Source organism: Bradyrhizobium sp. AZCC 1588 (assembly GCF_036924735.1).
Taxonomy (GTDB): Bacteria; Pseudomonadota; Alphaproteobacteria; order Rhizobiales; family Xanthobacteraceae; genus Bradyrhizobium.
The window spans coordinates 6,751,933-6,773,753 of record NZ_JAZHSC010000001.1 but is presented as its reverse complement, the minus strand read 5'-3'; the positions used below and the strand labels follow the sequence as shown (position 1 = coordinate 6,773,753).

Below are 21,821 nucleotides of genomic sequence, written 5' to 3'. Positions count from 1 at the left end.
ATTGACCCTGGCTGTGTGAAAAGCCGCGAGTCGGCTACGATTCCTCCGTTTCCTGATGGGGGATACGGATGGGATGCTTCGTTGAAGGCGCGGACAGATCCCAGCTGACGCTCTTGCCGGAATGTTTGGAGGATTGGGTAGGCGAGGACAACGCGGTCCATGTGATCGATGTGTTCGTCGAGGCGCTCGACCTGCATGGAATGGGGTTTGAGCGTGCGATCGCCAAGGAGACGGGCCGGCCCTGCTATCATCCGGCAGTCCTTCTGAAGCTTTACATCTACGGTTATCTCAATCGGGTGCAATCCAGTCGCCGCCTGGAACGTGGGTCGTGCCGCAATGTCGAGGTAATGTGGCTGATCGGGCGCCTGGCTCCCGATCACAAGACGATCGCCGATTTCCGGAAGGACAATGGCGCGGCGATCCGGAAGGTTTGCGCGAAGTTCGTTGCGCTATGCCGGCAAATGGGCCTGTTGCAGACCCCAAGCGTCGCAATCGACGGCAGCAAGTTTAAGGCGGTGAACAACCGCGACCGCAACTTCACACACGCCAAGATGGCGAGGCGGATGGCGCAGATCGAGGAAAGCGTCGGTCGATATCTTCGTCAACTCGATAGCGCCGATCGGCAGGAGCCATCGGAAGCGATCAGCATCAAGACGACGAGGATCAAAGAAAAGATCGCTCGGCTGAAGCAGGAGATGAGCCGCCTGGAAGCGCTCGACGCGCAGATGCGCAACACGCCGGATCAACAGATATCGCTCACCGATCCGGATGCCCGTTCGATGGCCACCAGCGGACGCGAATCGGGCGTCGTCGGCTACAATGTCCAGGTCGCCGTGGACACCGAACACCATCTGATCGTTACGCACGAGGGTCATCAACGTCGGCAACGACCGTGGACAGCTTGCTCGGATGTCGAAGCAGGCCAAAGAGACGCTCGACGTGGACAAGCTCGATGCAGTCGCAGACCGTGGCTACTTCGACGGACAGGAGATACTGGCCTGCGAAGAGGCTGGCGTGTCAGTCACCTTGCCCAAGCCGATGACGTCGGGCGCGAAGGCGGAGGGCCGGTTCGGCAAACAGGACTTCGCCTATCTGCCTGAAGAGGACGTCTACCGCTGCCCATCGGGCCAGCTGCTGCCTTATCATTACACCAACGTCGAGCATGGGATGACGCTGCGCCGTTACTGGTCGACGGCAGCTTGCCAAGGCTGCGCGATCAAGAGCCAATGTACGCCGTTGCCCCTGATCCGGATGCCTTGACGCGATCCGAACGGGAAATCCGCGAGAGCGCAGATGCCGAACGATGCGGCGGCCGAGAAAGCCGGTTCCGCCGAACACGGTGACGGTGCGACCGTTCGTTGCCATCCTTTGATTTTCTCGGTGCTCAGAGAGACCGTAGCATAGCCCCAGCCGAAGCTGATGTCAGGATGACGGCCCTTCTGTCTCAGCAAGCCCCCCAACTTCCTGAACAAAGTCGCTATTGATTTGCAGGCGAGCTCGGAAGCACGGCTGCCATACCTTCCGGATTGATGTTGAAGGCCAGGAATATCAACGGCTCGTTGCCTGGGTTTCCCCATTGGTGCACGAGGGCGTACGGTTCATAGATCAAGGAACCCGGTCCCCTTGCTTCCGTCTTGCCATCGACCGTGTTGGCCCCGGTGCCGGAGACGATAAAGTATAGCGCCGCGCCCGACCGATGGTGTGGCGGGTTGGAGGGCATCCCCGCCGGAAATATGACTCGCGTGAGATTGAGATCATAACTACCTGGCTTCAGGTCGGGAATTGGGTTCGCTGAGCGATATAATTCTGTCACGGCCGCAGGTGCCGCTTCGGCAGGCCGATCCAGGTCTGCGGCGGCAGCGAGCAAGAAGTGAAGGAAAGTAGATGGCCCGTTGGCGCCTGCCCTTAGCGCCGCGATCTTTCCGCGGGCGATAAACAGCCCCTCACCGGGGTTGAGCCTTTTGGCCCCACCATCGAGCGCGACCTGGGTCGTACCTGACATCTGGTAGAGGATGCCGTCGGCCGCCGAGATGGCGCTCATCGCGTCCGGTTGAAGGGTGACGCTCACCGCTTTGAAATAGAGCGGCACCTCCGTGACGGTCGCCAGTTTGGTTGCGGCGACCACCGTTCGTGTAATTGCCGGTGGAGCAGGGGTGGTTTGTGCGCTCCCGGAGGCGGGAAGCGCCAATGCGCCGAGCAACATTAGTCCGATTGTCCTGAATTGCATGATTGCCTCCCAGGGTCAGCGGAAAATCGGAGCACCATACGCCCTCCCGGCGCCTCTTGGAATGGCGGGTCGCTTTGGGCTGCTATTGGACGGAATCCGGGTGCAAAGGCCGAGCGAAACTGAGTTCGTGGCCGTCGGGGTCGACGAGGTGGAAGACGCGCTCACTCCATTCGGCGTCGCTGGGCACGGTAGCTGGCTGCAATCCCGTACGAGCGCACGGTCGTAAAGTGCGTCAACATCGGCAACGTAGAAGATTACCCGCCCCACCAGGACCAGCGCCGCTCGGTAGGTTGGGCGATGAGGTTGAGATAGCTCGTCCCGCTCGAAAGCTTGTGAATGATGACTCCTCGCCGCCATACAGGACCTCGAACCCTAGCGCGCGGTAGAACCGGACAGCTCGTCGCATTTCGCGGGTGCACAGTGTGACTGCGCTGATCCCCTCGATCATGGACAGAACTCTCCTGTTTTTCCTGCGCCGTTTGTAGTCGATACTTTTCCCTGCGAAAGCAGGGATCCCGCTGAACGGCGAGCCGGTGCGAGGCGGCCGCGTCCGCTTTCCCGATTTTTGAGCCTGCCGTGTGTGGTAAGCTAGAGCGTGGATAAATCACTCAAAGTCGCACCCGCGAAAGGAGCAGAGTATGAAGAGCGATAAAGACGTTATCGAGTACCTCAACAAAGCGCTGCGCCACGAACTCACCGCGGTGAACCAGTACTGGCTGCATTACCGTCTGCTCGACAATTGGGGCTACAAAGAGCTCGCCAAGACATGGCGCAAGGAATCCATTGAAGAGATGCAGCATTCTGACAAGCTCATCGAACGCATCATCTTCCTCGATGGATTTCCCAATATGCAGACGCTGGAGTCCCTTCATATCGGGAAAACCGTGAAGGCTGTGCTCGATAGCGACTTGAAGGCCGAGTTGTCAGCGCACTCCCTCTACGCTGAAGCCGCGACCCATTGCCATTCGGTCAAAGATTACGGGACACGAAGCCTGTTTGAGACCCTGATGCACGATGAGGAAGAGCACATCGACTTTCTGGAATCCCAGGTCGATCTCGTCACGAAGATCGGCCCCGAGCTCTATGCCCAACATCATATCGGAGAACTTGGCGAAGACTGAGGTGTTGAGGTCGATACGTGCGAGCAGCCAAGCCAGACTCGGCCAACTATCGATAGCTCTCGCGAGCCAGAGCCAGATGAGGAATGTCCGTTGTTGGCACCTTTGAGACATGCCGGCGGACACTGAGGATGTCTGTTCATCGGGGTAGACCGGAAGTCATCGGCGCACAGCCAGAACGACGCGCTTGACCCGAGACGGACCTCAGCGCGGTTGCCCCGAATGCAGCGCGACGCGACCAGCTCCCGCCGAAGCCGACCGCGTCGGTGTTACGGATCAGGTCTCGCCGCCGGCGAAGATATCCTTCTTGATGACTGCGTGGACGCCCCAATTTCCATCCACCACTTGGGTGATGCCGAAGTCGACGCCAATCGTAATCAAAGAGATCGCCTCATCCTCGGTGAGCTTCTTGGTCGTCATCAAAAATTTGCGCATCTTCCGGAACGCATCGCGCAAAGCAAGGTCAACCGACGATTTCGAGTAAATGTCCGACTGTGCCTTGTCCCCTAATTCGGTGAGATAGTTGGCGAAGCTGAAGCCGTGCACCAGCCACTCGTCCTTGGTTTCCAGCATCGGATAGTCCAGAGCTTCGAGAGCCGTACCGACGAGATCGTTTTTCTTGTGCAGGATGATCTGGAAGGTGCCGTTCAGCGAGCATTCGATTGCCGTACCGCACAGCTCGGAATCTCCCTGAGAAGCGTGCGAGTCGCCAACCGATAACAAGCCACCTTCGACCGCAACGGGATAATACATCGTCGCGCCCTTGCCGATCCGCCAATTATCGATGTTGCCGCCGGTATAGCTCGGCGGAATCGAGTCGACGATATCAGCCTCCTTGGGCGCCAAGCCTATCACGCCGAAATGTGGGCGTATCGGAATGCGCACATTCTTCAAGATGCCGTGGTTCTCCTTGATCGTAGAGTGATCGACTGGAACGCCAGGATAGTCGATGGTTTTGTGAACTACGCCGGAGGGGTCCGTCTGTGGAGTCCATCGGAAATTATACACGGCTTTCGCCCAGTTGCGTTCGCCGGTGGCGTCGACTTCGTAGATCGTGACCACTTCGCGCGGCTTTGGCTCGGTGAGCAGGTCCTTATAGTGAAAGCCCCACCATGCGGCCGCGTTGCTGCCGAAAGCCTTTCCGGGATAGTGCGGATTGGCGCAAGGCCGGGGCGTGACGTCGATAATGCGCAACTCGATCACGTCCCCCTCCTGGGCGCCGCGTACGTAGACCGGGCCGGTGCAGATGTGCACGCCAAGGCCCTCGCCGGCGCCACGCCCGAACAGCGAGGCATCCATCGGTCCTGCGCCGCGTCGGTTTACGCCCTTCTTCTCCTTGGTCCACAGGAACACGCTTTCGGCGCCGGGATCGCCCTTCACCATGCGCTCGGCGTCGTCGTTGGCATGGTGGGTTAACGCCTCGATGGTGATGAAGTCGCCGGAATCGACCTCGACCTGCGGTTTCAATTTCTTGCTAAAATAGCCCCAATGCACTGTGTCGGCATTCGCCGGCAAATGGTGGTAGGACCGCTTAGCTGGTTGGTTCTTCTCGGCGGCAGCCGCCATCTGCGGCGTCACCAGAGAAATGCCGGCCGCGGACATCGCCGCCGCGCCCCCGGCCGCGGCGAAGCTGGACCTCAAGAACGACCGGCGTTCCCGATCGAGCGTTTCCTTGAACTTGCGGTGGTGCAATTCGAATTCCGGACAGTTCTTGTCGTCACCCGCGCACATCGGATCTCTCCTGGTTTGAACGTGCATTTTACGCGCACCTTCATCCCATCGCAGTTCATCGGAACAGTCAAACTTGTGCGTCATGTCAGTTCGACTGTTGGGCGAAGGCCGCGTCGCCGCATAACGAAGCCAAGCATAATTAGACGCTCGCCTATTGCTTAAGCATTGTGTGCTCAAACTTTGAGAAACACGGACATTGCTTGAGCGCTAAGGGTGTCCACCGCTGCCATGCAACAAATTCTCAGCAATGGTGACTCTGAAGACCGCGAAAATGACAGGTATTGAAGTTCTGACATCAATACTATTGCGCGCTGATAACGTGGTCGAATGATGGGCGATGTCTGTCATTGGCCCTTCTGAGACGTTCGGGTCCGGCCGAATGTCCGGTTTGCGCCATAAGCGGTCGTTCGCCTGACATCAGCTTTGTGACCCTGGCCGGACCTCCCGCGATTTCCGCTTTTCCGTCGCTCGTGGGAGCTAAGCAGACATCACTTAGAGATTGCAGAACGGTGGCGATTTGTGAGTACGCGCCATCCGCTAATTCAGTTTGCCCTTTTGGGTATCGGACGATGGATGTGTGGCCTTTGCCGAATTGCGCGCCTCCATCCGGTCTGCCAGCATCCGAAGCTCATCCGCAAGAACGGTCCCTCTCGGAACCGGATAATCATGCGAAATGCGATCATTCATATAAACGCGGAACACCACTTCTTCCGCAGTCTCAACGATCCGCACTCGTTCAATGCCGGGAAGGGCCATGCTGTCTGCGGCCGGACTTCCAATCGCCTCCTCTAACGAGGTCCTCAACGCACCGATAAGGTCTGCCGTCTCTACTGTGCATAGAGCGATTTCGTGTTTACCGCGCTCATCGGTGAACCCAATAATCACCCTTCCATCCCGTGAATCCGTATAGGTTAGTTTCATAACCTTGGCTCTCGTTAGGACCACTTAGCAGCAGCGCGATCCGCCTAAGCTCTCATGAGTCTTCAAGCGCTCGAAACCAGTGGGATGACGGTGCGGCACTTTCCGGCGGAAGATGGAACTGGCGGTTCGGCGGCCAACTCAACAGACACGTGACCAAGCCCATGCTCATTCAACAGCTTGGTCAATTCGGAATGCACCGCCCGCCAAACCCGATTTGGGTCAGCGTCGGCTGCGGGATGTAGGCGAACGCGCAATTGTGTTGGCGCAGTCTGCACTATCTGAAACAACTCCGCACCGGGTACATGATCGATCTCAAGCGCGAGCGGTGGCACTGCGACTTTCTCTCCGCGTTCGGTTGGGAAGGTGAGGATGTCGGCAGTGCGGCCCCGCACGCGGATCGCCGAAAGCGGATTGCCGCAAGGACAAGGATCAGGTCGTTGCAGGATGCGGTCGCCTAGATCGTAGCGGAGGATCGGCTGCACGCGATTGGCGAGGTTGCTCAGGAGGACCGTATGCGACTCCTCGCCGGGCGGAACCGGCCGATAGCTCGCATCGACGGGTTCGAGAATCACCCAATCGCTGTTGACATGATACCAACCGTGTTCACAGCCGATGGCCATGAACAGGCATTCCGTCGCGACGTAAACGGTCCGGACCTTGGCGTGGAATGCCCTTGCGATCCGGTCGTATCCGTCCTGCGAAAGCCCTTCCGAAGTCGGAAGAACCAGCACCGGCTGAATATGCAGGCGACCGGCATCCTGCTCGGCGGCCAATAGTGCCATGACGCTGGCGTATCCGATGAGCAGAGCCGGGCGGTACCGATTGAGTGCGGCGACCAGATTGCGCAACGGCGCCTGCGCCGGAAGCGCCCGTAATCGTCGGGCCGACCGTTTTGTGCGGATTGCAGCAAAGCTGGTTGCGCCGATGTAATGGCCGCGCCATCGCCAGCACCGACGCCGCGCGGCCGCCGCGGACGAGGAGACGAAACATGTCGCTGGCGTTAAGCCAGCCCATTATCATGCGCAGCGAAAAAGCGAGTGTGACCGTCCAATTGTGTGTGTCCAACAGAAATATTCCAGGTGTCCCGGTGCTGCCCGAAGTGGTTGCCACAGAATACTCGCCAAGGAGGCGTTGCCCGATCAGCTCAGGGTTATCGACGAACGCTCGCACTGCCGCGAAACTAACCTCGCGGTCGGTGACCCAGTCGTCAAAATGACGCATTAGCTCTTGCTTGTTAGCCACCGGCAGCATGGACGAACTCTCAATCCGCTCCGGTACGCCCTGATAGAGTTCGCGATAATAGGGCGAGTTGGCGCGAGCGAAGGCGACGACCCCGCCAAGCCGAGCGCGTTGTCGCTGGGCGATGGCATTGAGACCTTGCCTTCTTGCGCAATGCGCATCGAGCAATACCGATGAGATGCTTTCGCTCATGACAAGTGAACCCACAGCAGGCGAGCGCGTGGCGATGACATTCACGTCGCACCACCGCGCAAGAGGCTCGCGAAGGCTTATAGGATCATCAGACGAAAACGGCCTATAACTAACCAACCGCGCCCAACTCGCAGCGCAAGCGTTTGCGCCGCGTGGGCGCGGAGGTTGATGCTCGCTTTCTCGGGCCGCTAGGACGCTGGCACTGTCGGCGCTGGCCCCGTCGGGCACTGGCACTGTCGACTCAGGTCCTTCTGGCGCTCGTGGCGCGAGAGACCGTCTCGATCAACCCGCCCTTGATGTAGACCCGCGCAGGCAGCGGACCCAACTCACGACTAGGTGAAAGCCGAGATCCGGTTGGGCCTGATCCGCCCGACCGGACCACGGGCGTCGCGCCCTATCGCATCCGGATGGACGAGACGCCACGCGGCTGCTCGAATGACGCCAACGTGCATTCTTTGATGCGCGTGCGGAGCGGGTCCGGCCGAATGTCCGGTTTGCGCCAAGAGCGGCCGATCCTGCAAGTCCGGATTTGGCTGGACGAGCTGGCCCCGTTCACCCAAGGCGCACTGCCTGCACTTATCCAGTACCGGTAAGATGATGTAGTAATGCCTTGGGACCACTTGCAGTCAGATCCAACGTCGCCAGCGTGATAGGCAGGTTGAAACGGCGTGGTCCAGCACTTCCGGGATTAAGATAAAGCACCCCGCCCGTGGTCTCAATCAGCGGCCGATGCGAATGGCCGGAAATAACCACGTTGATCCCGCACGCCGCCGGTTCGAGTTGCAGATCCTGGATATCATGAAGGATATGGATCGACTGGTCGCCAAGCCTGACCGTCTCTGTATCAGGATAATTCTCCGCCCACGGCCCTTTATCGACGTTCCCCCTGATTGCAATAACAGGCGCAATCCGGCGGAGTCTGTGGATGACTTCGGGGCGGCCGATGTCACCGGCATGGATGATGTGGGCCACGCCGGCCAGCCGTTGCTCGGCTTCAGGACGCAGGATCCCGTGTGTATCCGAGATAACTCCGATTCTAAGCACGACGGGTGGTCCTGATCGTCCGAACGCCCCTTGAAGATTTAGGAACGACCTGTGCGTGGTGAATAGTGAGTAGCCAATCTATAGAAATGATGTAGCCATTCTCTGTTCTGCGCTGATAACCTCCGGCCGTGCTCTCAGGGTCGCGCCAAACCGGCCGCGCTGACGGGGACCCGGAATTCGACAGCATCCGACGCCAGGGACTCGCATTGACTCCCAATCCGTTTGATTGACCAGCTTGAAAGTTCTTGTCCCATCAGACTCGTAGTTCCTTTAGAGCACACCCAGCCCGCTAGTTGGAATCGTGCAGTTCGCGGGCAGAGATGGCGAGATGGTGCGACGAGTACGTCGACCGAACGTCATGCTATTCGTAGACGCCGTGCTCAAGCCGGACGAGAAAATCCTCGACCAGTCCGGTGCCGGCCGGCGTCGCCAACAGATCGACCGGCTTGCGCTGGTTCAGGCCGATAGCGGGCCGTTCCAGCCATTGCTCGGCTTCCGCCTTGGTCCCGAAAATGGCCGTCGCTTTCGCCAAGATTTCCGCGAGCTTCCACGTTCGTCCGCTCTGCTCCGGGCTGAGTTGCCTGGCGCTCGCCGCGACGTGGCGTTGGTAGGTGCGATGACTCATTCCGATCGCCGTTGCGAACGAGTCATCCCAGCGGAGAAGCACCAGCTTCCGGACCAGATGCAAGAGCGCACCGGACGGCAGTCCGTTGAGCAGCATCTCGTGCGCTTCCAACGGGCTCCGCGGCACCTTTCGCAGGGTGGATGGCGCCCCTAGCAAGCCGGCGACCTTCGCCCACCGGGCTTCTTCGGCCGGCTGAGCCTTGTCGCGATACGGATTCGTCATCGAAGCCTCCGTCAACTGTCGTTAACCTACCCGGATCAACCCGGCTCCACAGCAGCGTGCGCCGCTTCGTAGAAGTGTCGTACGCGCTCCAGATCTTTTGTGTGAGTGCCGTCTCTATCCGTCTTCGTCTTCGAGTCCACGCCGGCGGGACCGACAATGCTGATCGCCTGCGCGACGTTATCGGGACCAAGCCCGCCGGCGAGGATAACCGGGGTGCCGACCAGTTCGACGATCCGCCGGCTGATGCTCCAGTCGTGCGTCACGCCAAGCGCGCCGATTTGCTGGTCCGACGGCCGATGGCTATCCAGCAGAAGATAGTCGGCAACACCTTCGTAGCTCCGAGCGATGTGGACGCTTTCCTCTCCGTAGACCGGTATGCTGCGCATGATCGCGCTGCCCGGCAGTGCCACGCTGATGGCCGCGACGTCAGCCGGATCGAGCAGTTCAGGCGCCGCGCCAAGGTGGACGGTCGCGGGCTTCAACGCCTTTGCCCATTGGATGATGAAGTCCGCTCGTGCCGTGAGAAAGAGGGCCGAAAGCTTCGCCGGTGCCGCTATGGCACCGGCAATCTCGGCCGCCCGAGCGAGCGGCTGTTCGCGCGGAAATTCGCCGTCGCCGACCAAGACGCCGACGTGGTCAATTCCGATTTCCGAGACGGCCCGCGCTTCATAAGGACTGGAGATCTCATAGATTTGCGTCAGCATGGTCGTTCGCCGGTTCACGCGGCCGCGATCGAGCCGCGTTCTGCACGCAATCTGAAGCACTCGACGGCCTCACCGGCGGCGATGCTGTCGTCCGAAGGGATGAACGGCAGCGCGACATAGTAGGTCACGCTCATGTCAGTCCTCCCCTTTTCGACACCGCGGCCCGCAGCATGCTCACAGCTTCGGCTCGAGCTGGAAATCGACCTCGTCGGTTTCGGCAGCTGCGCGAAGCAGCCTGTCCTGACGCTCGATGTCGGCTTTGAGCTTCCCCACGTCTTCGCGTCTGGCGAGGCGTCGAGCACCTTCCTGCCGGAACGGGAGCCGCCGGTCGTCCATCCGGCGGATGCCCGATGCCGGGACGATCGATCCAACTCCCGCAAACCGGCTTCGCCATCGAAATAGATAGGCTTCTGAAGGCGGAATTCAGCACCGGCGAAGGCGCCATGCGCGGCGCTCTCGAGCTGAGGCGCCGCTTCAGTAGCTTTTGAAGCCGTTGTGAGCAGCAAGGGCATCCGGACGATAGGGAGCCACGCCAGCGGAGCACTGCACGACCTTCGGAAGATCGAAGCGTGCCGAGACGCGTGATGTCCCGCGACATTTGCAGGGCTAATGATGGGGCAGGGCTGAAAGTCAGCCTACAATTTTTAGCAAGAACAGATGCTTACGTGAGTTTTCTGGCGGAAGGGGTGTGATGTGGCCTCGGCGCACCGGGCAGCGGAAACCCATAGACGCTGCGCAGCACCCACTCGGTCTCCAGCAGCACTGTGGTGCAGACGAAGACATCATTGTGTCGATGCCCGGGCAGCCTAGCCGAGATCGTCGCCCACCAGATAGCGGACGATGAGATTAGTATCGATTGCGAGCATGCCGTCGTTTCGCCTCGGCGGCGATTCCCGCCTCCATATCTGCGACCGACTTTGCCGACCCCTTATAGGGTAGGGAGCCAAACACCTCTTTCGGCCGGGTGGGCGCGAAGGCGGGCTTCGCCTTCAACAACACACCCTCCGGGGGTATCCTCCACCACCAGTTCGGTCCCGGCGGGCCAGTGCCGCTGTTCCCGGATCACCTTGGGCAATATCACTTGGCCCTTGGTCGAGACGGTGGTTGTCAGTTTCGGCTTGGCGGACATGGCAGCTTCATCCCGTAAGACGAAAGTAAACTGGACTCGACCGGGATAGCAAGGCCGCGGGAATATACCGGGCGACCTTCATTCGGACTTGTCGGGCAGCGGGACGGCATTCACCTCACCGAGCAGTCAAGGCGGACGACAGCGGGGTCGCCGATACAAAGTAGACTCAAATAGAGCTCGAATGACTCAGATCGAACCGTAAACGACACCGCCGTGCGCGATCGCGACGCGCCTATTCGCACAACGAAACATATGCGAAGTCGAATCCACGCTTTATCCGCCGGCCTCGTCGCACCGCCAGTTCTAGGAGGGGTAAGGCTAAGGCGACGGCGAAACTTCCGGCTTCCGACTTGCTCCGCCTGCGAGACTCGAACCGAACGTTACATTTGGATATTTGCTTACGTCTAAGTCGACTTGGAAGTTGCCGACGGCTGGCTACGCGATTGTCGTCAACGGACGAGTCAAACCAAATTCAGGACGGAGGAGGGCGCAGAGACCGGCGCGAGGGATTTAAAGCGGCAATTTCCGATGCTGCAGATTAAGGTCTATGACGCCGAGGTGAGATCGGATGAGGAAGTTCCGCCCGCCTGAGGTTGAACCGGGGCTCTAATCGCGAGCCCGATTGGTGCGGCTTTGCCATCAATGACAAGGCCCTGCTACATTGCAGTCGATGCGGGCGCAGGCGAGTTGGTCAGGCGGTGCCCCTTACACAGCTGGCCCTTGCGAACGGTCGATCGATGACTATTCGGGAGCTAGGCGGCCCAACGCAATGAGAGCACGGGCGGTAACCTGGATGCCGCGTGGCGGAGGTCGAATTTGCAACATCCGCAGTCCACTATTGCTCTGATCCTCGACCAACTCAGGAGCACTCCGCATTGAGGGCAACGATGAACCAACGCTTCACCGGTCGCTACGTCGCAATCAAGTGCAGTCAGCTGCCAACTCAGGCGATGGTAAGGAGTGTCCCCATCCTCGCGCAGAACGCCGGGGGCGAGCCGGCGAACTGCGAAGCTCACCCAATCCTCTGGGACCTCTCATTCAAAAACCAAGTACCCGAGATGGCCCGGTAAGATAGCCCGGCTCATCATCTCGGTTGGGTCGAACCCGCCGAGTTCTCCAAGCCGGAGCACCGCATTTTTGTCCGTCGGCAACGAGGTGAGGCCAGCTGCATGGTTCAACCCGTATCGCAGAAGTTCGGCTGCTGTGACCAAAGCGCAGGGTGCCAAACGCATTGCGATGGACTGAATTGACTCATCCACACGTGGCACGATCGACCCAGCCAAACCTGAGCCCAATCTTCTTCCCTCATATTAAGTCGGCGCATGCCGCCCGTATCCGATCAAAGGAGCCGTGCGGGCGCGACTCTTAGGGGCAGTGCAGGAACCCCGTAAACGAAGTGCAGGATTGTGATGAACGCGACAGAAACGACAGCGGGCCGCGCACCTCATACCCGGAATTCGCATAAGGTATATTATGGAATATTTATATCTACAATTAGATCAGATATTTAGACGGATATGTTGGCAAATCTAGTCAGCTCCGGCGCCGAAACGGCTCGCCTTTGTCGGCCATGACCCTCCTGATCTGCTGCGTCCCGGCCATTCCTATTGCCGACATCTGCTGACGCTGCAATAAGCGCGCGAGCGCGGCGATCGCTGATGATCCCGTGGACCGCAGGTTCGTGTTTCGGACCTCAAGAACAATAACTCTCAAGGGAGAATGAGATGAGCTTTTCACGACGCACGCTTCTCAAAGCATCCGCTGCGTCAGCGGTTTTGGGCGGCATTGGCGCGCCGTTGGTGGCGCGAGCCCAGACCGCCGAATTTACCTACAAGTACGCCAATAATCTTCCGGATGGACATCCGATGAACGCCCGCGCCAAGGAAATGGCTGCGGCGATCAAAGCCGAGACCAAGGGCCGGTTCGACCTGCAGATTTTCCCGAACAACCAGCTCGGTTCCGATACGGACATGCTGAGCCAGATCAGGTCCGGCGGCGTGGAATTTTTCACGCTCTCGGGACTGATTCTGGCGACGCTGGTGCCGGCGGCGTCCATCAGCGGCATCGGCTTCGCATTCCCGGATTACGATACGGTCTGGAAGGCCATGGACGGTGGCCTGGGTGCTTATATCCGCGGCGAAATCACCAAGGCGAACCTCGTGGTGATGGACAAGATCTGGGATAACGGCTTCCGTCAGACGACGTCGTCGACCAAGCCCATTAGCGGCCCGGAGGACCTCAAGGGCTTCAAGATCCGGGTACCGGTGTCGCCGCTCTGGACCTCGATGTTCAAGGCGTTCGATGCAGCGCCCGCCTCAATCAATTTCAGCGAGGTTTATTCGGCGCTACAGACCAAGATCGTCGAGGGCCAGGAAAATCCGTTGGCGATCATCTCGACCGCAAAACTGTACGAAGTGCAAAAGTTCTGTTCGCTGACCAACCACATGTGGGACGGCTTCTGGTTCCTGGCGAACCGCCGCGCCTGGGAAAAGCTGCCTGAGGATGTCAGGACGATCGTTGCCAAGAATATCAATGCGGCGGCCATCAAGGAGCGCGAGGACGTCGCCAAGCTGAACGCCGGGCTGCAGCAGGAACTGGCGGGCAAGGGCCTGACCTTCAACCAGCCCAACGTGACGCCGTTCCGCGACAAGCTGCGCTCGGCCGGCTTCTACGCGGAATGGAAAGGTAAATACGGCGACCAGGCTTGGGAGCTGCTCGAGAAATCCGTGGGCAAGCTGTCCTAAGCGCATGTGAGGGGCCGTCGTGGCTCATGCCGAACTGAGTGAAGTGGTTGGCGGTGAGGTGGCTCAGCCCCCTCGCCGCCGTTCGTTGCTGGCTTCCATCGAACACGCCCTGGGAATGCTGGTCGAGCTTCCCGCTGCGCTGCTGGTTGTCGCCGAAATCGTCATCCTGTTTGCCGGCGTGGTGGCGCGCTACGCGCTGCATCGGCCGCTGATCTGGTCTGACGAACTGGCCTCAATCCTGTTCCTGTGGCTCGCCATGCTCGGCGCCGCCGTAGCATTCCGCCGCGCCGAGCACATGCGGATGACGGCGGTCGTTGCCAACGCGAAGCCTGCCATGCGCGCCTATCTCGATCTGGTAGCGACAGCAGCCGCCCTGGCGTTTCTCATCCTGATTGCCTGGCCAGCCTACGAATACGCCTATGAGGAAAGCTACATCACCACGCCGGCATTGCAGATCCTCAATAGCTGGCGCGCCGCGGCGCTACCGGTCGGCATTGCCCTGATGGCGCTGTTTGCTTTCCTGCGTCTGGCCCGCGTCGGCAACGTTCGTACGGTGCTGGGCGCGATCCTGTCGGTCGCACTTGTCATCGCGATATTCTGGCTGCTCAGGGGCTCGCTCAAACCGCTCGGCAACCTCAATCTGATCATCTTCTTTGTCGGCGTGGCCGGCTTCTGCGTGTTTGCCGGCGTACCGATTGCATTCGGCTTTGGCTTGGCGACCTATGGCTATCTGGCGCTGACCACGGGCACGCCGCTGATGGTGCTGGTCGGGCGCATGGACGAGGGCATGAGCCACCTCATCCTCTTGTCGGTGCCGCTGTTCGTGTTCCTGGGGCTGCTGATCGAAATGACCGGCATGGCGCGCGCCATGGTGGCGTTCCTGGCGAGCTTGCTCGGCCATGTCCGCGGCGGGCTGCATTACGTGCTGGTCGGCGCGATGTATCTGGTATCGGGTATCTCGGGCTCCAAGGCCGCCGATATGGCTGCCGTGGCGCCGGTGCTGTTTCCCGAGATGAAGGCCCGCGGCGCCAAGCCGGGCGATCTGGTCGCCCTCCTCTCCGCCACGGGCGCGCAAACCGAGACCATTCCGCCCAGCCTCGTGCTGATCACCATCGGCTCGGTCACGGGAGTATCGATCGCGGCGCTGTTCACCGGCGGCCTGCTGCCCGGGCTGGTGCTGGCGATCACGCTGTCGGCGCTGGTGTGGTGGCGTTACCGGAAAGAAGATCTGCGGCACGTCACGCGGGCGAGCGCCAATGAGGTCGTCCGCGCGTTTCTCATCGCCCTGCCCGCCATCGCGCTGCCATTCGTGATCCGCTACGCCGTGGTCGAAGGCATTGCGACCGCAACCGAAGTTTCCACCATCGGCATCGTCTATGCCTTTATCGTCGGTTACCTGATTTACGGTCTCTTGATCTACCGCAATTTCGACTGGCGCCGGATCGTGCCAATGTTGGTCGAGACCGCGTGCCTGTCGGGCGCGATCTTGCTGATCATCGGCTGCGCCACGGGCATGGCCTGGGGCCTCACGCAGTCCGGCTTTTCGCGGACGCTGGCGGCCGCCATGACCGGCCTGCCCGGTGGCTCGGCGACGTTCATCGCGGTCTCGATCGTGGCCTTCGTGATCCTGGGCAGCGTGCTTGAGGGGATTCCGGCGATCGTGCTGTTTGGGCCGTTATTGTTTCCGATCGCCCGTGCGGTTGGCGTCCACGAGGTCCACTACGCGATGATCGTTATTCTTGCGATGGGTATCGGGCTATTCGCGCCGCCCTTCGGAGTGGGCTATTATGCGGCCTGCGCCATCGGGCGCGTCGACCCGGCCGAGGGTATCCGGCCGATCTGGGGTTACCTGTTGGCGCTGATGGTCGGCCTGATTATCGTGGCGATCTTCCCGTGGATTTCCATCGGGTTCTTGTAAGGTTAAACCTTTGTAGATGGGACACAGCCGATGAGCGCAGCCCAGAACCAGTATTCGATCGGATTGGACAAGACGCCGGCGAATTACGTGCCGCTGACGCCGCTCAGTTTCCTTGCCCGCAGCGCCGCCGTTTATCCCGATCACATCAGCACGGTCTATGAAGGCCGCAGCTTTACCTGGGCCGAGACCTATGCGCGCTGCCGGCGCTTTGCGTCCTGGCTCGCCGCGCGGGGTATTGGCGTCGGCGACACGGTTGCCGCGATGTTGCCCAACGTACCCGCGATGAACGAGGTGCATTTCGCCGTACCGATGGCGGGCGCCGTGCTGAACGCGCTGAACATCCGGCTCGACGCGCCCTCGATTGCCTTCCAGCTCGACCATGGCGGCGCGAAAATCATCCTGGTCGATCCTGAATTTGCCGGTGTGATTGCGGAAGCGCTGACGCTGATGAAGGGATCAAAGCCGTACGTCGTCGACGTCGATGATGTGGCGTTTGCGGGCGGCAAGCGGATTGGCGAGATCGAGTACGAGGCGGCGGTCGCGGCGGGCGATCCGGCCTTCGTCGCAAGGCTTCCCGGCGATGAATGGGACGCAATTGCGCTGAGCTATACCTCGGGCACCACGGGCAACCCCAAGGGCGTCGTGACCCATCATCGCGGCGCCTACCTCAACGCTGTCAGCAATATTCTGGCCGGCAATCTCGGCCAGCATCCGGTGTATCTCTGGACCTTGCCGATGTTCCACTGCAACGGCTGGTGTTTCCCGTGGACCGTCGCTGCCGCCGCCGGCGTCAATGTCTGCCTGCGCAAGGTCGATCCCGCAAAAATCTTCGAGCTGATCCAGAAACACGGCGTCACCCACATGTGCGGTGCGCCGATCGTCTACAATACGCTGATCAACGCACCCGGCGCGCCCAAGGGCGACAAGGCGCGCCGCGTGGTCGGATTGATCGCGGGCGCAGCACCTCCGGTCGCCGTGCTCGAGGGCGCCGAAAGCATCGGCATCAACCTGACGCATGTCTATGGATTGACCGAGGTCTACGGCCCCGCCTCCGTCTGCGCTGAGCAGCCGGGCTGGGATGAACTGCCCGCCGACCAACGCGCCCAGATGAAGCGCCGGCAGGGCGTGCCCTACCCGCTGGAGGAAGCCGTCACCGTGATCGACCCGCAGACCATGCAGGAGGTGCCGCGCGATGGCGAAACCATCGGCGAGGTCATGTTCCGCGGCAATATCGTGATGAAGGGCTATCTGAAGAACGAGAAGGCGACGCAGGAAGCCTTCGCCGGCGGCTGGTTTCACACCGGCGACCTCGGCGTGCTCGACGAGCATGGCTACGTCATCATCAAGGACCGCTCCAAGGACATCATCATCTCCGGCGGCGAGAACATCTCCTCCGTCGAGGTCGAGGACATCCTGTACAAGCACCCGGCCGTGCTGTTTGCCGCCGTGGTTGCCAAGCCCGACCCGAAATGGGGCGAAGTGCCCTGCGCTTTCGTCGAGTTGAAGGAGGGCGCCAAGGCGACGGAAGCCGAGATCATCGCCTTCTGCCGCAGCCATCTGTCCGGCTTCAAGACTCCGAAGGCCGTGGTGTTTGGCGTCATCCCGAAGACGTCCACGGGCAAGATCCAGAAATTCATGCTGCGCAATCAGGTGGAGTCGGCAAAGGCGATATCGGCGTAATTTCGTAGGGTGGGCAAAGCGAAGCGTGCCCACCACGCTTGGGAAGTTCGACGAGCGATGGTGGGCACGGCGCTTACGCGCCTTTGCCCACCCTACGATCGTTCCGCCGGCCGGTAGTACTGCGGCGCCTCCGTGCGTTCGAACATGCCGTAGTCGCGCATGACCTCGAAAACGCGGAAGTACTGTGTTGTCGGATCGGCAAACAAGCTCACGCCGAATTCGATGCCAGCTTGATCGTTTGGCAGATCGATCAAATGCGCGAAGTGCCCCTCACGATAGACGCTTTCGAACGCGTCACGGCGCCATTCGGTCTCTGCCGGAAGCGTGGCGTTCTTCGATTCCGCCGCCAGCACATAAGTCGGCTTGCGCCTTGCGGGATCGTTGTAAGGCGTACGCCGCTCGGGTTGCCAGATCGGCTGGCCGGCCTTTGCTTCGTGGATCACCTGGGCGACCCGGATGCGATAGTCCGAAAAGACCTTCTCGCGGCCGATTGTCTGGACGTCGTGATGGTGAGCATGGGCTCGCCACGCCGTCAGGGCCCCCTCGTCCTGCCAGATCTGATAGGACAGCAGCAGGTTCTCCCGTGTCAAACTCCTGAAGCGATCGATGAAGAGACAGCCGCCCATCGCTTCAAGCTCGGGCTTCAGCGAGGCCGCAAGATCGAGATATTGATCTCGGTGTCCGGGCCTTGTCTGGACTTCAAAGAACAGACCAATCATCGACGTCCCTCCGCGTCCGGCGCGCAGACTTGCCGCGGCAGACTCAGCCTGCGCTGTTCAGCGTCAGCCGCAAGCCATCATAGGCCGGGATCACGCCCGGCGGCAGGCTCTGGCGCAATACCTCGTAGTCGAGGTCGGAATGCATGTTGGTGATGACAGCCTGCTTCGGCTTGAAGCGCTCGATCCAGGAAAGCGCGTCGTTGACGCTGAAATGGCTGGGATGCCCGGCGTAGCGCAGCCCGTCGACGATCCAGAGGTCGAGGTTTCGCAACGCAGGCCAGCTCTCCTCGGGAATGTCGTGGAGATCGGGCGTGTAGGCGGCAGTCCCGATGCGGAATCCTAGCGCGGGGATCTTGCCGTGCTGAACCAGGAACGCAGAGAGTTTCAGCGGGCCGCCCCTGCCCTCGGTGGTGTGGCTCTCGCCGGCTTCGATCGCGTGGCGCGTCAGGATCGGCGGATAGTCGCTCCCCTCCGGCGAGATGAAGCAATAGGAGAACCGCGCCATGATGTCTTTGGCGGTCGACTGGTTGAAGTAGACGGGAATGCGGCGGCGCTGGTGCAGCACGACCGATCGGAGATCGTCGATGCCATGGGTCTGGTCGGCGTGCTCATGCGTCAGAAACACCGCGTCGATGTGATCGACGTCCGCATCGATCAACTGCTCGCGCAGATCGGGCGAAGTGTCGATCACGATCCGCGTGGTGCCGTGGGCACCCGTGCGCTCGACCAGCAGCGAGCAGCGGCGGCGACGGTTCTTCGGATTGCTGGGATCGCAGGCACCCCAGCCGAGTGCTGGACGTGGTACGCCGGCCGAAGAGCCGCAGCCGAGGATCGTCAGCGTCAACTTCATGCCGCGACCTTTGGCGCCGGCACTTTCGAGAACAGCCGGAAGAAGTTTTCAGTCGTCTGCCGCGAAATCTCTTCCAGCGAGACGCCACGCGTTTCCGCCAGCACTTTGGCGACTTCGACCACGTAAGACGGCTCGTTGCGTTTGCCACGAAACTTGCCGGGCGCCAGATAAGGCGAGTCGGTCTCGACCATGATGCGGTCGGCCGGGAGTTCGGCGGCGAGCTCGCGCAAAGCTTCCGACTTCTTGAACGTCAAAATGCCCGTGAACGAGATCGACAGGCCCAACGCAATTGCCTTCATCGCCAGCTCGCGCCCACCGGTGTAGCAATGCAGCACCGCCCGGAACGGCCCCTTTGCCACTTCGTCTTCGAGGATACGGCCGCAATCCTCGTCGGCTTCGCGCGTATGGATCACCAGCGGCAATCCAGTGGCTCGCGCCGCCGCGATATGCGCGCGAAACCCGCGCTCCTGCGCCTCCCGGGAGCCGTGCTCATAGAAATAGTCGAGCCCCGCCTCCCCTAAGGCCACGACCTTCGGATGCTTCGTCAGCTCGATCAGCTCACTGGCGGGAATGCCGTCTTCCTCATCGGCCTGATGCGGATGAGTGCCGACCGAGCAATAGACGTTGGGGAACCGCTCGGCGATCGCGAGCAGCCCGCCGAGCCGCCTGACCCGGGTCGAAATCGTGACGATGCGGCCGATCCCGGCGGCCTCGGCGCGCGCGACGATAGCGTCGAGGTCCTCGGCAAAATCCGGGAAGTCGAGATGGCAGTGGCTGTCGACGAGCATGGCTTGCAAACGGCTCAATCCACCTTTGGTTCGACGTAGCGCGGAAATACGCCGACCGGCGGCGGCAGCGTCGTTCCCGGCTCAATCCGCGTGGCAAGTGCCGCGAAATCGCGCGCTTGTTTCTCGTTGGGAATGCCGAGGCTATCCAGCAGCTTGGCCGACGCATCCGGCATCACCGGCTGCGTCAGAATGGCGACCTGACGCACCACCTCCGCCGTCACGTACAGCACGGTTTTCTGTCTGTCAGGATCGGTCTTGGCCAGCGCCCAGGGCGCCTCGCCCGCGAAGTAGCGGTTGGCCTCTGCCACCACGGCCCACACCGCGTTCAGCCATTGATGGATCTGTTGCGTCGCCATCGCGGTGCGCGAGGTTTCGAGCATGGCGTCGGCCTGCGCCAGGATCGCCTTGTCGTTATCGGTGAACTCACCGGGCTCCGGCAGCACACCACCAAGCTGCTTTGCGATCATCGACAGCGAGCGTTGCGCCAGATTGCCGAGATCGTTGGCGAGGTCGGCGTTGATGCGCGCGACGATGGCTTCATGGCTGTAGTTGCCGTCCTGTCCGAACGGCACCTCGCGCAGGAAGAAATAGCGCATCTGATCGACGCCATACTGATCGGCCAGATTAAAGGGATCGACGACGTTGCCGACCGACTTTGACATCTTCTCGCCCCTGCTGAACAGGAAGCCGTGCGCGTAAACCCGCTTCTGCACGGGAATGCCGGCCGACATCAGGAACGCCGGCCAGTACACCGCGTGGAAGCGAATAATGTCCTTGCCGATGACGTGCACGTCCGCCGGCCAGTAGCGCCAGTTCGGATCGCTCTCGTCGGGAAAGCCAACGCCAGTGATGTAGTTGGTCAGTGCATCGACCCAGACATACATCACGTGCTCGGGATCGTTCGGCACCTTGACGCCCCAGTCGAACGTCGTGCGCGAGATGGAGAGATCCTTCAGACCGCTCTTTACGAAACTGATGACCTCGTTGCGGCGTGAATCCGGGCCGATGAAATCCGGCTGGCTTTCGTAGAGCTGCAGCAAGCGATCCTGATATGCGGATAGCTTGAAGAAGTAGCTCTTCTCCTCGACCCACTCGACCGGCGAGCCCTGCGGGCCACGGCGCACATTATCCTCGCCGAGGACGGTTTCCTCCTCGGCGTAATAGGCTTCGTCGCGCACCGAATACCAGCCGGAATAGGTATCGATATAGATATCGCCATTCTGCTGCATCCGATCCCAGACCACCTGAACCGAGCGATGATGGTCAGGCTCCGTGGTGCGGATGAAGCGGTCGAACGAGACGTTGAGGCGCTCGTCCATCTCCTTGAACCGGCCGGCATTGCGCGCGGCCAATTCAGCGACGTCCATTCCTTCGGCTTCAGCGGTTTGCACCATCTTGAGGCCGTGCTCGTCGGTGCCCGTGAGGAAAAAGACATCCTTGCCGTTGAGCCGCTGAAACCGCGCGAGCGCATCGGTCGCAATCGCCTCATAGGCGTGGCCGATATGCGGAATGCCGTTCGGATAGGCGATCGCGGTCGTAATGAAGTAGGTATCGCGTTCGGCGGGCGCTGCCGGCCTGGCGACGGGAGCCGGCTTTGTGCGTGGCGCGACGGGCTTCGGAATTTCTGCGACCGGCGCCGCTTGAACGGCAGGCCTCACTTCCTGCGGCGTTACCGTGCGCTTCTTCGACGGAGTTTTCGTAACGGATTTCTTCGCCGATCTTTTGACAGTTTTCTTGACAGCTTTCTTGGCAGCTTTTTTTGTCGACTTATTCGCCGCTTTCTTCGAAGCCTTCTTTGCGGCCTTTTTCGAAGCCTTGCCGCCCTTCTTCACGACGCGCTTGCTCTTCGTCGCGCCTTTCCTGGCCGCACGCTTCTTCGCCGCCGCCTTCTTGCCGGCGCTAGCGGGCGGCGATTTGCGAACCTTCTTCGCCTTGCGCTTTTTCGAAGCTTTCTTTGCAGCCGTCGCCAC

The 21,821-nt window shown here is 60.7% G+C and carries 16 protein-coding genes and 2 pseudogenes; 5 read left to right on the top strand and 13 right to left on the bottom strand.

Translation table 11 applies throughout. The annotated features are described in order from the left end of the window. Positions 1 to 68 precede the first annotated feature (68 nt). A pseudogene (locus V1277_RS31590) lies at positions 69 to 1,236 on the top strand (IS1182 family transposase); the annotation flags it as partial. 241 nt (positions 1,237 to 1,477) lie between these two features. Here V1277_RS31590 and V1277_RS31580 read toward each other — a convergent pair. Then, a complete protein-coding gene (locus V1277_RS31580) occupies positions 1,478 to 2,227 on the bottom strand; it encodes a cupin domain-containing protein (RefSeq protein WP_334419625.1) in 750 nt (249 codons plus the stop codon). Positions 2,228 to 2,865: 638 nt separating this feature from the next. Here V1277_RS31580 and bfr point away from each other — a divergent pair. Next, positions 2,866 to 3,348 carry a bacterioferritin gene (gene bfr / locus V1277_RS31575; protein WP_334419624.1) on the top strand — a complete coding sequence of 161 codons (483 nt, stop codon included), beginning with the start codon at positions 2,866 to 2,868 and terminating at the stop codon, positions 3,346 to 3,348. Positions 3,349 to 3,621: 273 nt separating this feature from the next. On the opposite strand, the gene V1277_RS31570 is transcribed toward bfr, so the two are convergent. The 8 genes and pseudogenes from V1277_RS31570 to V1277_RS31535 form a co-directional block, all read right to left on the bottom strand. Continuing rightward, the gene (locus V1277_RS31570; protein WP_334419623.1) at positions 3,622 to 5,076 is read right to left on the bottom strand and encodes an acetamidase/formamidase family protein; all 1,455 of its coding nucleotides are present in this window, start codon (positions 5,074 to 5,076) and stop codon (positions 3,622 to 3,624) included. Positions 5,077 to 5,613: 537 nt separating this feature from the next. Then, positions 5,614 to 5,997, bottom strand: coding sequence for a hypothetical protein (locus V1277_RS31565; RefSeq protein ID WP_334419622.1), 384 nt, complete (start codon positions 5,995 to 5,997; stop codon positions 5,614 to 5,616). A gap of 62 nt (positions 5,998 to 6,059) precedes the next feature. Then, the gene (locus V1277_RS31560; RefSeq protein ID WP_334419621.1) at positions 6,060 to 6,845 is read right to left on the bottom strand and encodes a hypothetical protein; all 786 of its coding nucleotides are present in this window, start codon (positions 6,843 to 6,845) and stop codon (positions 6,060 to 6,062) included. A gap of 1,159 nt (positions 6,846 to 8,004) precedes the next feature. Continuing rightward, positions 8,005 to 8,472, bottom strand: a complete 468-nt coding sequence (locus V1277_RS31555) for a metallophosphoesterase family protein (protein WP_334419620.1) — start codon at positions 8,470 to 8,472, stop codon at positions 8,005 to 8,007. A 361-nt stretch (positions 8,473 to 8,833) separates the two neighbouring features. Next, entirely contained in the window at positions 8,834 to 9,319 is a 486-nt protein-coding gene (parS, locus tag V1277_RS31550) for a type II RES/Xre toxin-antitoxin system antitoxin (RefSeq protein ID WP_334419619.1), read from the bottom strand. 35 nt (positions 9,320 to 9,354) lie between these two features. Beyond that, positions 9,355 to 10,023 carry a phosphoribosylanthranilate isomerase gene (locus V1277_RS31545; protein WP_334419618.1) on the bottom strand — a complete coding sequence of 223 codons (669 nt, stop codon included), beginning with the start codon at positions 10,021 to 10,023 and terminating at the stop codon, positions 9,355 to 9,357. A gap of 174 nt (positions 10,024 to 10,197) precedes the next feature. Continuing rightward, entirely contained in the window at positions 10,198 to 10,359 is a 162-nt protein-coding gene (locus V1277_RS31540) for a hypothetical protein (RefSeq protein ID WP_334419617.1), read from the bottom strand. A gap of 510 nt (positions 10,360 to 10,869) precedes the next feature. Beyond that, positions 10,870 to 11,152: pseudogene (locus V1277_RS31535) on the bottom strand (AbrB/MazE/SpoVT family DNA-binding domain-containing protein). A gap of 1,724 nt (positions 11,153 to 12,876) precedes the next feature. On the opposite strand from V1277_RS31535, the gene V1277_RS31530 reads away from it, so the two are divergent. The 3 genes from V1277_RS31530 to V1277_RS31520 are packed head-to-tail and all read left to right on the top strand — an operon-like array spanning position 12,877 to position 17,494. After that, positions 12,877 to 13,896, top strand: coding sequence for a TRAP transporter substrate-binding protein (locus V1277_RS31530; RefSeq protein ID WP_334375436.1), 1,020 nt, complete (start codon positions 12,877 to 12,879; stop codon positions 13,894 to 13,896). A 19-nt stretch (positions 13,897 to 13,915) separates the two neighbouring features. Then, a complete protein-coding gene (locus V1277_RS31525; protein ID WP_334419616.1) occupies positions 13,916 to 15,814 on the top strand; it encodes a TRAP transporter large permease in 1,899 nt (632 codons plus the stop codon). 30 nt (positions 15,815 to 15,844) lie between these two features. After that, positions 15,845 to 17,494 carry an acyl-CoA synthetase gene (locus V1277_RS31520; protein WP_334419615.1) on the top strand — a complete coding sequence of 550 codons (1,650 nt, stop codon included), beginning with the start codon at positions 15,845 to 15,847 and terminating at the stop codon, positions 17,492 to 17,494. 92 nt (positions 17,495 to 17,586) lie between these two features. Here V1277_RS31520 and V1277_RS31515 read toward each other — a convergent pair whose 3' ends face one another. Genes V1277_RS31515 through metG form a run of 4 tightly spaced genes read right to left on the bottom strand, consistent with a single transcriptional unit; the run spans position 17,587 to position 21,821 of the window. Continuing rightward, entirely contained in the window at positions 17,587 to 18,213 is a 627-nt protein-coding gene (locus V1277_RS31515) for an antibiotic biosynthesis monooxygenase family protein (protein ID WP_334419613.1), read from the bottom strand. A gap of 43 nt (positions 18,214 to 18,256) precedes the next feature. Continuing rightward, positions 18,257 to 19,063, bottom strand: coding sequence for an MBL fold metallo-hydrolase (locus V1277_RS31510; protein ID WP_334419612.1), 807 nt, complete (start codon positions 19,061 to 19,063; stop codon positions 18,257 to 18,259). Beyond that, complete coding sequence (locus V1277_RS31505) at positions 19,060 to 19,851, bottom strand: TatD family hydrolase (protein ID WP_334420503.1); 792 nt, start codon at positions 19,849 to 19,851, stop codon at positions 19,060 to 19,062. The genes V1277_RS31510 and V1277_RS31505 overlap by 4 nt, the downstream gene beginning before the upstream one ends. A gap of 14 nt (positions 19,852 to 19,865) precedes the next feature. Then, on the bottom strand, positions 19,866 to 21,821 hold the full coding sequence (gene metG / locus V1277_RS31500) for a methionine--tRNA ligase (RefSeq protein ID WP_334419611.1): 1,956 nt from the start codon (positions 21,819 to 21,821) through the stop codon (positions 19,866 to 19,868).

Bases quoted from the DNA above. Each gene is read 5' to 3' on its own strand.
- V1277_RS31510 (WP_334419612.1), bottom strand. From the start codon at position 19,063: ATGAAGTTGACGCTGACGATCCTCGGCTGCGGCTCTTCGGCCGGCGTA.
- V1277_RS31570 (WP_334419623.1), bottom strand. From the start codon at position 5,076: ATGTGCGCGGGTGACGACAAGAACTGTCCGGAATTCGAATTGCACCAC.
- V1277_RS31505 (WP_334420503.1), bottom strand. From the start codon at position 19,851: ATGCTCGTCGACAGCCACTGCCATCTCGACTTCCCGGATTTTGCCGAG.
- V1277_RS31530 (WP_334375436.1), top strand. From the start codon at position 12,877: ATGAGCTTTTCACGACGCACGCTTCTCAAAGCATCCGCTGCGTCAGCG.
- V1277_RS31565 (WP_334419622.1), bottom strand. From the start codon at position 5,997: ATGAAACTAACCTATACGGATTCACGGGATGGAAGGGTGATTATTGGG.
- V1277_RS31540 (WP_334419617.1), bottom strand. From the start codon at position 10,359: ATGGACGACCGGCGGCTCCCGTTCCGGCAGGAAGGTGCTCGACGCCTC.
- parS (WP_334419619.1), bottom strand. From the start codon at position 9,319: ATGACGAATCCGTATCGCGACAAGGCTCAGCCGGCCGAAGAAGCCCGG.
- V1277_RS31580 (WP_334419625.1), bottom strand. From the start codon at position 2,227: ATGCAATTCAGGACAATCGGACTAATGTTGCTCGGCGCATTGGCGCTT.
- V1277_RS31545 (WP_334419618.1), bottom strand. From the start codon at position 10,023: ATGCTGACGCAAATCTATGAGATCTCCAGTCCTTATGAAGCGCGGGCC.
- bfr (WP_334419624.1), top strand. From the start codon at position 2,866: ATGAAGAGCGATAAAGACGTTATCGAGTACCTCAACAAAGCGCTGCGC.
- V1277_RS31515 (WP_334419613.1), bottom strand. From the start codon at position 18,213: ATGATTGGTCTGTTCTTTGAAGTCCAGACAAGGCCCGGACACCGAGAT.
- V1277_RS31520 (WP_334419615.1), top strand. From the start codon at position 15,845: ATGAGCGCAGCCCAGAACCAGTATTCGATCGGATTGGACAAGACGCCG.